Origin of the sequence: Pedobacter sp. MR2016-24 (genome assembly GCF_026239655.1) — a bacterium.
GTDB lineage: Bacteria > Bacteroidota > Bacteroidia > Sphingobacteriales > Sphingobacteriaceae > Pedobacter.
In genome coordinates this window covers 19173-31665 of sequence record NZ_JAPIVO010000004.1, presented here as the reverse complement: position 1 = coordinate 31665, position 12493 = coordinate 19173, and the positions used below count along the sequence as shown (strand labels likewise).

The following is a 12493-nucleotide window of genomic DNA, read 5'->3' as shown; positions in this document are numbered from 1 at the left end:
TTAAGACTAATCCTGTCAAATGCAAATTTTATTTCCTTAAAAAATCCAATGGTAAAATTTGATGAAGATTTATGATTAAATAACCGTTTGTTTTATGGTAAATTGCAAATGCTTATGCAGATCTGTTGAACACTATTAAACAGCTTAATAAAAATCAAATATGTGGAATAAAATAAAAGCTTCAATCTGTATACTTATCCCCATCCTGCTTGCTTTTGCCCTAAATACAAAGTTCGGCGATCTGCCCCCGCTATTAAAATTCATGAACCCCTTCACCGGTTTTTGGCAAAATGCAGAGAGAATAAGTGTAAAAGCCAGCAGCAAACTGGTATTAAAAGGTACGCAGGAAACGGTTGATATTGTTTTTGATGACAGGATGATTCCTCATGTTTTCGCCAAAAATGACCATGATGTCTATTTTGCACAGGGTTATATTACGGCTATGCACCGGTTATGGCAAATGGACTTTCAGACACGCTATGCAGCCGGAAGATTATCCGAAGTGGTGGGTAAAAAAGCGATTGAACTGGACAGGTATCAACGGAGAATGGGTATGGTCTATGGCGCAGAAAATTCGCTCAAAGGAATGATGGCCAATCCCAAATCAAAAGAAATGATGAATGCTTACAGCGACGGTATTAACGCTTATATTCATTCTCTTTCTGCAGCAGAATACCCGCTGGAGTACAAGCTGCTCGACTTTAAGCCAGAAGACTGGACACCATTAAAATGTGCTTTACTGCTCAAACAGATGTCGGCCGTACTGGCTATGGGCTCCAACGAGTTCTATATGACCAATATCATGAAAAAATTCGGCCCTGAAATTACCAGCAATCTCTTCCCAGATTACCCATTTAAAGAAGATCCAATCATTCCTGTGGGTACAAAATGGGATTTCAAACCGCTCCCTATTCCTCAGCCTCCCGCTTCCAGCATGAACATGATGACCAGCACCGTAAAAACAAAGGAACTGGAAGATGGTATCGGCAGCAATAACTGGGCTATATCCGGAGAAAAAACCCTTTCAGGTTATCCAATCCTGGCCAATGACCCGCATCTTAATCTCACACTGCCCTCTATATGGTATCAGATTCAACTGAATGCACCCGGATTAAATGCCTATGGTGTTTCACTGCCTGGTGCTCCGGGAATTACTATTGGCTTCAATCAGCATATTGCCTGGGGAGTAACCAATGTTGCAGCAGATGTGCTCGACTTCTATCAGATCACCTTCAAAGATAATTCCCATCGGCAATACAAATATGACAACCAGTGGAAAAACACACAGTTGAGATTGGAAACTATAAAAATAAGGGGCGATAAAAATGAAATTGACACCGTTTATTATACCCATCAGGGTCCGGTTGTTTATTTCCAAAAGCCGGAAAAACTGAAAATGGCAGATAATGTACCAACCGGAAATGCACTCAGATGGATAGCACATGAAGAATCCAATGAGCTCATGACCTTCTATAAACTCAACAGGGGCAGGAATTATGCTGATTACCGTGATGCGCTTACTTTTTATACTGCACCGGCCCAAAACTTTGTATTTGCATCGGCTGATAATGATATTGCGATTACAGTTAATGGTAAGTTCCCTTTAAAATACAAAGATCAGGGTAAGTTTATTCTCGATGGATCCGATCCAAAGAATGACTGGCAGGGATGGATTCCCGCCAGCCAGAATCCTACAGTAAAAAATCCGGAAAGAAATTTTGTCAGCTCTGCAAATCAATCTTCAACAGACCCCACATATCCATACTATATCAATTGGGAATTCGGATCTTATGAACGCGGAAAACGTATCAATGACAGACTTAAAGTAATGAAAAATGCTACTGCCGACAGTATCCGGCTTATGCAAAGTGACAATTACAGTATCTTCGCTCAAAATATACTACCGGCATTACTCTCCAAAGTGGATCCGAATAATTTAAATGCCACACAGAAAGAGGCATTAAACATCATCAGCAAATGGAAGAAATTCTATGATGCAAAAGCAATCGGTGCCAGTGTCTTTGAACTGTGGACCAAACGTTTATTTTTCAACATCTGGGATGATGATTTTACGATTGCCACCATACCGATGATTTATCCATCCAGAGACCGCACTGTCGAACTCATCTTAAAAGATCCCGGATCTGAATGGTTTGACAATGTGAATACTCCAGCCAAAGAAACCCTGGATGAATTAGTCAATGAAGCATTCAAATATGCTTGCGACAGTCTGGAGCGTAAGTATGGTACAATTGGTAAAAACTGGGCCTGGGCCAATGTCAAGAAAACACATGTTCCGCATCTTGCCAACATTCCCGGATTTGGTTCAGAAACATTGATGATTGGCGGAGGTAAAAGTACCATCAATGCATTGAGCGAAAGTAACGGACCTTCATGGAGAATGGTCGTCGAACTGGGCAAAACACCAAAAGGTCATGGCGTTTATCCTGGCGGACAATCAGGAAATCCGGGCAGCCCCTTTTATGATAATATGATCAGCACCTGGGCAGGAGGCAAATTATATGATTTATATTTTATGCAATCCGTCACAGATCATTCCGGTAAGATCATTTCACGTTTAACAATTTCAAAAAAATAATATGGTTTTTATAGTTGTGCTTATCGCTTCTTTTCTGCTCCAGCTCGTTTTACCCTGGTGGATTATTGTTATCATCTCCTTTGCTACCTGCGGACTAATAGGAAAAACAGCTAAACTATCTCTTTGGTCGCCTTTCTTCGCTATAGTGCTGCTCTGGATAGGAATGGCTCTCTTTAAAAGTATGCCCAACCAACATTTATTGGTATCAAAGGTTGCGCAAATGTTTGGTGTACAGGCCTGGTGGCTTATACTTGCACTCATGGCTATACTGGGCGGTTTCACTGCTGCTATTAGCGGCTATTGTGGCTATCAGTTCAGAAAAGCCATTTTAGTAAAGAAAACGAATAGCTAAACTCAAAAATTTGTTACGTATTTTTGCGGGGTGAAAATTTCAATCCCTCAAATCTTTTCTATAAGCACCAAAGCGCAGTTCAATGAAACGGCCTTAAATATATTCAGATACCAGGCAGAAAATTGCCTGGTATACAAAGAATTCATCAGCCATCTTGCTGTAAAACCTGCGGAGATTAGCCAGGTTAACGAGATCCCTTATTTACCCATCAGCTTCTTTAAAACACACCGGGTAGTTAGCGATAACGCCACTGAAGAGATCGTTTTCAGCAGTTCAGGTACTACGGGCATGTCGCAAAGCAAACACTTTGTGACTGATGTTGCTGTATATGAGGATAGCTTTAACAAAGCGTTTCAGCAGTTTTATGGCATCGCGAAAGATACTTGCATACTTGCGCTTTTACCTTCCTATCTGGAACGTGATGGTTCTTCACTGATCTACATGGTGGATGCACTTTTGAAACAAAGTGAACATCCGGAAAGTGGTTATTTTCTGCATAATCACGAAGACCTATATAAGCGGCTGCAGGAAAGACAAAATTCAGGTCAGAAAACGATTTTGATAGGTGTAACCTATGCTTTGCTAGATTTTCTGGATACATATGCCATAAACTTCCCCGAACTGATCGTGATGGAAACTGGTGGCATGAAAGGAAAAAGAAAAGAAATGGTAAGGGAGGAATTACATAATATTTTGAAAGCAGGATTTGGTGTAAACTTTATTCACAGTGAATATGGAATGACAGAACTTCTTTCTCAGGCTTACTCTTCAGGAAACGGGATCTTTGATTGTCCCCCATGGATGAAAGTAGTGTTAAGAGATACCAACGATCCCTTAACATTACTCGAAAAAAATCAGACAGGTGGTATTAATATCATCGACCTGGCAAATATCAATTCCTGCTCATTTATCGCGACACAGGACCTGGGACGAGTATTCCCGGACGGTTCCTTTGAAGTCCTGGGCCGTTTTGATAATGCTGATATCCGGGGATGTAACCTCCTGGTACAATAAAATGCTACTATCCTGCAATCAGCAGGAAGTAGTTCTTTTTACCTTTTTGTACAATTATATATTTATCATTGATCAGATGAGCAAGTGTATACTGCCCGACTAAGTCTGTAACTTTTTCTTTATTGATACTCAGTCCACCACCCTGTACTGTTTTCTTTACTTCTCCTTTTGAAGGAAAAACAGTTGTTTTCTCCGCCAATAAGGTTGCCGCATCAATACCCTCGGCTAATTCAGCTTTGCTGATCTCAAACTGAGCTACACCTTCAAAAATCTCCATCACATGATCGTGACTTAAAGATTCAAGAAATGACAGCGGACCATTACCGAATAAAAATTCTGAAGTTTTTGATGCCGTTTCCAGTGCTGCTTCAGAGTGGGTACGGATAGTAATATCCGTCGCCAGTGCCTTTTGCAATATCCTTAAATGAGGCGCAGCATCATGCTCAGCTTCCAGCTTTTCTAACTCATCTTTGCTGAATAAAGTAAAAATTCGGATCCACATCTTCACATCTGCATCTGTAGCATTTAGCCAGAACTGATAGAATTTATAGGGTGAAGTTTTTTCCGGATCTAACCATATTGCACCACTTTCGGTTTTCCCGAATTTGGTACCATCAGCTTTTTTAATCAGTTGTGTAGTCAGCCCGTAACCTGTGCCCGCACCTTTTCTTCTGATCATTTCTGTTCCGGTAAGGATATTCCCCCATTGATCCGACCCCCCCATTTGAAAAGTACAATTGTTATTTTTCCATAGGTAGTAAAAATCATATCCCTGGATCAGCTGGTAACTGAACTCTGTGAAAGACATTCCATTTTCACCTTCCAAACGTTTCTTCACACTGTCCTTTGCCATCATGTAGTTCACTGTAAAGTGTTTACCCACATCTCTGATGAAATCCAGAAAGCTGAAACTCTTAAACCAGTCGGCATTATTTACCATAACAGCACCATTACCTTCCTCGCTGAAAGTTAAAAACTTAGTCAGCTGCACTTTAATTCCTGCTAAATTAACTGCAAGGGTTTCATCGTTGAGCAGGTTTCGCTCAGCAGATTTGAAAGACGGATCACCGACCATCCCTGTAGCCCCGCCTACCAGCGCATAAGGTTTATGACCTGCACGCTGAAAGTGAATTAAAGTCATGATCTGTGTAAGATGGCCAACATGGAGCGAATCTGCGGTTGGATCAAAGCCGATATATCCCGAGCACATGCCTTCATTTAATTTATCCTCTGCATTGGGCATGACGTCATGTAACATGCCTCTCCATCTTAATTCGTCAACAAAATTGGTCATTCTTCTTTACTTTTCGCCAAATATAAGAAAAGCCTCGTTAAAAAATTTCTAATTTAGAAGCGATGAACTTCCTATCACATTTTTACTTCGAAAGGCACAATACAAATGATTTTATCGTAATGGGCGTAGTATTGCCGGATTTCGTAAAAAATGCACATAAGGACTGGAATCTCAATCCGCAGAAAGCTGAATACCTTTATGAACCGGATCCCGATCAGTTTGCACTGCTGACTGGCTGGAAAAGACATCTTGAAGTAGACCGCCAGTTTCACTCTTCCGGCTTTTTTAAAGAGGAAACTGCAAAACTCAAAAAATTCATATTACCAGTAATGAACAGCGGACCTGTGAAGCCATTTTTCCTGGCCCACATAGGACTGGAACTGATCCTGGATCACCTGCTCATCACAAAAAATGTTGTCAGCGCAGATACTTTTTACAGGCAGCTTTACAGCGCAAAAGGGCCGGTACTGGATCGTTTCCTGGCGCAGGCTGGATTACCGGATGAAGTGTTGTTCGATAAATTCCTGACCAATTTCATCTCCAGTCGTTATCTGCTGAGTTACTTAAAAATGGAAAACATAACTTATGCACTTAACCGTATCTGCATGCGTTTATGGGCACAACCGTTTACGGAAGAGCAGCTTGCTGATTTAACCGGAAGGTTAATCTTATATAAGGAGAGTATCCAGGACGATTTCATGGTCATTTTCGATCAGATCGAAAGTGAATTAATGAAGCAGGATTTATAGCTGATTTACTAACTTCGCAATATGTCGCAATCTTCTATTAAAGACACTATAGATGCCCTGGTTAATGAACTTAACCAGCATAGTTATAATTATTACGTTTTGGCTATGCCAACAATCGCGGATTATGAGTTTGATAAAAAACTCGAAGAACTCGCACGCCTGGAAAAAGAACATCCGGAATTTGCTGATCCCAATTCACCTACTTTAAGGGTTGGTGGAGAAATCACTAAAAGCTTTACTACCGTAAAGCACAAATGGGCGATGCTTTCTTTGGGAAATACTTATAATGAGCAGGACTTAAGGGATTTTGATGAACGTATCAAAAAATCTATCGGAGATAACTTCGAATATGTATGTGAACTGAAATTCGATGGCTTGTCCATCAGCCTCACTTATGAAAACAATAAACTGCTCCGCGCAGTTACACGTGGCGATGGTTCAAAGGGTGATGATGTTACTTCAAATGTGAAGACCATCAATAATATTCCACACCACCTTAAAACGGATCAGGCACCTCCCCTTTTTGAAATCAGGGGTGAGATATTTATGCATAAAGCCGCCTTTCTGAGGCTCAACAGAGAACGTGAGGAACTGGGGGAAATTCCTTATGCCAACCCACGTAATTTTGCTTCAGGCACCATCAAAATGCAGGATCCTAAAGAAGTGGCAAAACGACCGCTGGACGCATTTTTCTATTCGCTGAATACAGAAAAAGAATATTTCAGAACACACTGGGAAAGTCTGCAGGCACTAAAAGCATGGGGCTTCCATGTATCAGCGCATACAGAACTGAAGAGCAATATTGATGATGTATTATTATTCATTGCACACTGGAGTACCGAAAGACACCAGCTGGGTTATGAAATTGATGGCATCGTAATCAAAGTAAATAGCTATACACAACAACAGGAGTTGGGTTTCACCGCCAAATCACCCCGTTGGGCGATCTCTTATAAGTTTAAAGCAGAAGAAGTAGAAACTATACTGGAAAAAGTCACCTATCAGGTTGGCCGTACCGGTGCTGTGACCCCTGTAGCTAATTTAAAGCCGGTATTACTGGCAGGAACAACAGTAAAGCGGGCTACACTGCATAATGCAAATGAAATTGAACGTCTGGATCTCCATGAAGGAGACACTGTATTTGTTGAAAAAGGGGGTGAAATCATTCCAAAGATTATCAATGTTAATCTGGACAAAAGAGCGGCTGATGCAACTCCGGTCATCTACCCTTTCATCTGTCCGGAATGTAATACCCCGCTGATCAGGAAGGAAGGAGAAGTCGCATTTTATTGTCCTAATGACGAAGCATGTCCCCCACAGATCGTCGGCAAAATCCAGCATTTTATCGGTCGTAAAGCCATGAATATTGACGGATTGGGAGATGAAACGATAGAAGCTTTTTATCATAGGGATCTGGTAAGGCATATCAGCGACTTATATACCCTGAAAGACAGGGCTGACGAGCTGAAAAATATAGAACGTTTCGGTGAAAAATCAATAGAAAACATGTTGAAAGGCATTGAGCTGTCCAAACAGATGCCTTTTGAAAAAGTATTATTCGGCTTAGGAATAAGATATGTAGGTGAAACCGTAGCACGTAAACTGGCTATTGGTACAAAAAGCATCGATAACCTGATCAAAGCAAGTCTGGAGGAACTGGTTGCCATCAACGAAATTGGGCAGCGCATTGCGGAAAGTATCATTGAATACTTTAGCAAACCAGAACATTTGGAGCAAATAGAGCTGCTGAAGGCACAGGGACTACAGTTCGAAGCTGAAGACACGGTAATAACATTAGAAAGTGACAAATTAACTGGAAAAACATTTGTAATTTCGGGAGTTTTTGAAAATTACGGCCGGGAAGAGCTGAAAGGTCTTATAGAAAGCAACGGCGGCAAAGTCTTAAGCAGTATCTCTGCAAAATTGAACTACTTGCTGGCGGGCGATAATATGGGCCCCTCCAAACTGGAAAAAGCACAAAAACTGAAAGTCCAAATGATTTCAGAGGACGACTTATTAGAGCTATTGAAGTAAAGAAAAGATGATGAACAAATTTCGTGGAACGGGTGTAGCCTTGGTTACCCCATTTAATGCAGACGGATCGGTAGATTATGGCAGTTTAGAGAAACTGATCAACTACCAGATCGACGGGAAGGTAGAATATCTGGTATCATTAGGTACTACAGGTGAATCAGCAACACTCAATAAGGAAGAAAAGAAGAAGATCTGGGCATTTACAGCAGAAATAAATAACGGCAGACTACCATTAATAGCAGGAATTGGCGGTAACGATACCGCAGAAGTAATTGATACAATCAGGAATTTCGATAAAGAAGGTTATTCGGCTATACTTTCAGCCAGCCCATATTACAACAAGCCAACTCAGGAAGGCATATATCAGCACTATAAGGCAATAAGTGAATCGACCGACCTCGATGTATTACTTTATAATGTGCCGGGGCGTACAGCCAGCAATGTGAGTCCGGAGACCACCTGCAGACTGGCGCATGACTGTAAAAATGTGATAGGTACAAAAGAAGCTTCAGGTAACTTTGATCAGTTCAACCAGATCATGAGAGATAAACCAGAAGATTTCCTGTTAATTTCCGGAGATGATCCCGTAGCCTTACCAATGATTGCATTAGGTGCTTCGGGAGTGATATCTGTGGTGGGGAATGCTTTGCCTTTACAATTATCAGAGATGATCAGGTTATGTCTGGCGGGCGACTTCGCCGCGGCGCTTCCTCTCCATTTAAAGCTGATAGAATTTACGCGTTTAATCTTTGCAGAAGGAAATCCTGCGGGTGTAAAGGCTGCCTTAAAGCATTTCAATGTGTGTGGAGACCAGGTGCGTCTGCCATTGGTACCCGCTACTGCAGGACTGGCCGAACAAATTATTAAACAGATACAACAGAATTAGTTATAATAAGACTAACGAAAATGCCCCGATATAACAATCAGGGCATTTTTGTTTACAGGAAGCAAATTACGCTTCTTTGTTTTTAGTTTCCTGAATTTCCAGACGGATTGTCTGTGCCAAATTCTTGAGATCCTGCATCCCCTTACGAACACGTGTACCGGCAGCACTATTCGATTTGCTGTAAAACTTTTCTGCATCAACTTCCAGCGAAGTCAGCAGTTCCTTTAATTCATTAAATTTTTTCATCTTTAAATTATAGTTTGGTTTTTTAGGTTGTATTAATACTTAATTACTAATATAACTCCTTTATTACTATAAAAAAAGTTTTTACATAAGAAATAATAGAAAATAAACGGCCTTTTCCTCTATACAGAGACGGATAACCTACTTTATTTTCTCAAAAAGGCATTTTAAATCATCAGAATTAACAGATGGAATGGTATGTAAAAAGAAACGCCTCCTGATGAGTCAGAAGGCGTTTACGAATTTATATTTTTTGAAACCTGCTATTGAGGAACAAATTTGTTATCATTATAATAGCCGCTCTTTAACTTGTCTGCTACTTCACTGAAAGCTTCCAAAGTACGGTTAACGTCTTCAATTGTGTGCATTGCTGTAGGAATTAATCTCAATTCAATCAACCCCTTAGGAATAACAGGGAATACAACTATAGAACAGAAAATACCATAATTTTCACGCAGATCCATAGTCAGTGCTGTAGCTTCAAGAAGCTCACCCTGTAAAAATACAGGAGTTACCATGGTATTAGTGATCCCTAAATCAAAGCCTCTCGCACGTAAGCCTTTTTGTAGCGTTGTTGCAATGTTCCAAAGTTTCTCTCTTAGCTCAGGATTGTTTTTTAACAGCTCCAAACGTTTCAGCAAACCGACAACCATTGGCATAGGCAATGCTTTAGCAAATGTTTGTGAACGCATATTGTAACGGAAGAAATTAGTGATTTCCTCTGTAGAGGCTACAAATGCTCCGATACCGGCCATTGATTTTGCAAAGGTTGCAAAATAAATATCAACACCTTCTATACAATTTTGTTCTTCATGAGTACCTGCACCAGTAGGGCCCATTGTACCAAAACCATGCGCATCATCAATTAACAGACGAAAATTGAATTCTTTTTTAAGGTCTATCAGTTCCTTGATTTTACCCTGGGCACCAGACATTCCAAAAACACCTTCAGTAATCACAAGAATACCACCACCGCTAACTTCTACCAGTTTCGTAGCACGCTCCAGCTGTTTTCTTGCACTATCTATATCGTTGTGTTTATAAACAAAACGCTTGCCCATATGCAAACGCAAACCGTCTATAATACAAGCATGAGATTCACCGTCATAAACAATAACATCATTCCGGTCAACCAGGCAGTCAATGATAGATACCATACCCTGATATCCATAGTTCAATAAAAATGCATCAGGTTTACCCACAAAAGTGGCAAGCTCCTGCTCTAATTGCTCATGATACTTTGAGTTTCCAGACATCATCCTGGCTCCCATAGGATAGGCCATTCCAAAGTCAGCAGCCCCCTTTTGGTCAGCTGCTCTTACCTCAGGATGATTAGCTAATCCCAGGTAGTTATTTAAACTCCATACCAAGTGTTCTTTACCACGGAAATTCATATGCGGTGCGATATCGCCTTCCAGTTTTGGAAAGGAGAAATATCCATGTGACCATTTTTGGTGTTGCCCGAGCGGGCCCATATGCTTTGTTATCTTTTCAAAAATATCCAATGTTATATGTCTTTAAGTTATCTTTTATTTTTTGCGAATTTAAGCTTTCTGTGGCTGATATACAATGCCAAAAAAGCCTCAACGTTTTATTGTTAAGGCTTTTTGTTAAATATGATCAGCTGATTTAATCAACATTATCATGCAAAAATGAATTATTGGGTCTGATTTCAGTTGTACCGTCATCATCACTGCTCAATGTAAATCTCGAAACCTGAGATTCTGAAGAATGCGGAACCTGTTGTAATTGCATTTGTTTACGTTTGTAAGCAGGTTCATTTTCCAGTTCCTGTAAACCATTGGTAGTACGCAATTTCATGCTCAGGTCTTTCAAACGTAAAATCCGCTCTTTAGATTTTTTAAGCTGGTCTTCAATAGACTCGTCATTTTTATCATCATCAAGTCCCGGAACTTCAATCTCTTCCTCTGCCTGCGTTGCTGCCGGCTCAACATAATTATGTTTAGGCGTTTCGAATACGAAATCAGTTTCAGCAAGCTTAAGCTCAAAGTCAACACCAGTCTCCTGCACTTCCGCAACTGGTTTTTCTTCTTCCACTAAAGTATGTCTGATAATCCCATTTTCTGGCTCTTCTGTTTTTCTGGATTTATTTCCGTTATACATATCACCAAATAAATCAGATTGTTTAATCTCTTCCTTCGTTTTTATTACCGGCTCGTTAGAGAAGCTGTTAGCTTTAGGTTCGATAAACGAATTTACAGGCTCCAGAGGTTTCACCAATGGTGCTTCTTCGGGAGTCAGCAGAGATATTTTTTTAACATTCTTCTTATCGTGTGCACGTTGTTCCGTAGTCTGGAAACCAGTAGCGATAATTGTTACTGACAACTTATCACCCAGGTTTTCATCTATACAGTTACCCCAGATCAAATCAGCAGAAAGACCTGCTTTATCCTGAATGTAATCCGTAATGATGGCTACCTCGTCCATTGTTACCTCACGTAAACCAGAACTGATATTCAGTAAGATATATCTTGCACCTTCAATTTCATTATCTTTCAGCAATGGCGATGCTAAAGCACCTTCAACAGCAGCAAGCGCTCTGTTCTCTCCCTCACAGGCAAAGCTACCCATGATAGAAACACCACTGTCTTTCATTACTGTACGCACATCCTTAAAATCCACGTTGATATAACCAGGAACAGTGATGATCTCGGCAATTCCCTTAGCGGCAGTTGTCAAAATATCATCAGCCTGTGCAAAAGCGGAACCCAAAGTCAGGTTACCAAAAATTTCACGCAGCCTGTCGTTGGAAATCACCAGGTAAGAATCTACATACTTTTTCAGTTCATCCAAACCATCTTCGGCCTGCATCTTACGTCTTTTCCCTTCAAAAGAGAAGGGAGTAGTAATGATTGCCACGGTTAAGATATCAAGCTCCTTTGCTGCCTGAGCAATAATCGGACTTGCACCTGTACCAGTACCACCACCCATACCAGCCGTAATGAACAACATTTTTGTAGTACTGCCTAACATGGATTTAATATCGTCTATATTCTCAATAGCCGAATTTTTACCCACTTCAGGAATAGAGCCTGCACCCATTCCTTCTGTTAAACTTGCGCCAAGCTGTACCTTGTTGGGAATAGGACTGAACTCCAATGCCTGAGCATCAGTATTACAAATAATAAAGTCCACACCTGCTATTCCCTGACGGTACATATGGTTTACCGCATTACCACCACCGCCACCAACACCAATTACCTTGATGATTGATGACTTATCTTTTAACATTTCAAAATACATATATTTATGAATCAGTTACTTAAAAATTGGTTTTACCTGTTCATCACTCCTTGTAATA

General features: G+C 40.6%; 10 protein-coding genes. 6 read left to right on the top strand and 4 right to left on the bottom strand.

The annotated features are described in order from the left end of the window. Window positions 1-160: 160 nt before the first annotated feature. From OQX62_RS11315 to OQX62_RS11305, 3 genes are read left to right on the top strand one after another with little or no spacing between them, the layout of a single operon-like run. A complete protein-coding gene (locus tag OQX62_RS11315) occupies window positions 161-2599 on the top strand; it encodes a penicillin acylase family protein (RefSeq protein ID WP_265831645.1) in 2439 nt (812 codons plus the stop codon). Window position 2600: 1 nt separating this feature from the next. Continuing rightward, window positions 2601-2951, top strand: a complete 351-nt coding sequence (locus tag OQX62_RS11310) for a hypothetical protein (protein WP_265831644.1) — start codon at window positions 2601-2603, stop codon at window positions 2949-2951. 30 nt (window positions 2952-2981) lie between these two features. Continuing rightward, window positions 2982-3965, top strand: a complete 984-nt coding sequence (locus OQX62_RS11305) for an acyl transferase (protein ID WP_265831643.1) — start codon at window positions 2982-2984, stop codon at window positions 3963-3965. A 7-nt stretch (window positions 3966-3972) separates the two neighbouring features. Here the strand turns inward: OQX62_RS11305 and tyrS are convergent, their stop codons facing one another. Beyond that, a complete protein-coding gene (gene tyrS / locus OQX62_RS11300) occupies window positions 3973-5259 on the bottom strand; it encodes a tyrosine--tRNA ligase (RefSeq protein ID WP_265831642.1) in 1287 nt (428 codons plus the stop codon). Between the two features lie 62 nt (window positions 5260-5321). On the opposite strand from tyrS, the gene OQX62_RS11295 reads away from it, so the two are divergent. Genes OQX62_RS11295 through dapA form a run of 3 tightly spaced genes read left to right on the top strand, consistent with a single transcriptional unit; the run spans window position 5322 to window position 8928 of the window. Beyond that, window positions 5322-6008: a hypothetical protein gene (locus OQX62_RS11295; protein WP_265831641.1), complete on the top strand. Its 687-nt coding sequence runs from the start codon at window positions 5322-5324 to the stop codon at window positions 6006-6008. Window positions 6009-6029: 21 nt separating this feature from the next. Beyond that, window positions 6030-8042, top strand: coding sequence for an NAD-dependent DNA ligase LigA (ligA, locus tag OQX62_RS11290; protein ID WP_265831640.1), 2013 nt, complete (start codon window positions 6030-6032; stop codon window positions 8040-8042). Window positions 8043-8052: 10 nt separating this feature from the next. Further along, complete coding sequence (dapA, locus tag OQX62_RS11285) at window positions 8053-8928, top strand: 4-hydroxy-tetrahydrodipicolinate synthase (RefSeq protein WP_265832170.1); 876 nt, start codon at window positions 8053-8055, stop codon at window positions 8926-8928. Window positions 8929-8994: 66 nt separating this feature from the next. Here the strand turns inward: dapA and OQX62_RS11280 are convergent, their stop codons facing one another. The 3 genes from OQX62_RS11280 to ftsZ form a co-directional block, all read right to left on the bottom strand. Further along, window positions 8995-9174, bottom strand: a complete 180-nt coding sequence (locus tag OQX62_RS11280) for a histone H1 (protein ID WP_265831639.1) — start codon at window positions 9172-9174, stop codon at window positions 8995-8997. Between the two features lie 260 nt (window positions 9175-9434). Beyond that, a complete protein-coding gene (locus OQX62_RS11275; RefSeq protein WP_322973743.1) occupies window positions 9435-10646 on the bottom strand; it encodes an aminotransferase class I/II-fold pyridoxal phosphate-dependent enzyme in 1212 nt (403 codons plus the stop codon). Between the two features lie 154 nt (window positions 10647-10800). Next, on the bottom strand, window positions 10801-12435 hold the full coding sequence (gene ftsZ, locus OQX62_RS11270) for a cell division protein FtsZ (RefSeq protein ID WP_265831637.1): 1635 nt from the start codon (window positions 12433-12435) through the stop codon (window positions 10801-10803). Window positions 12436-12493: the final 58 nt, after the last annotated feature.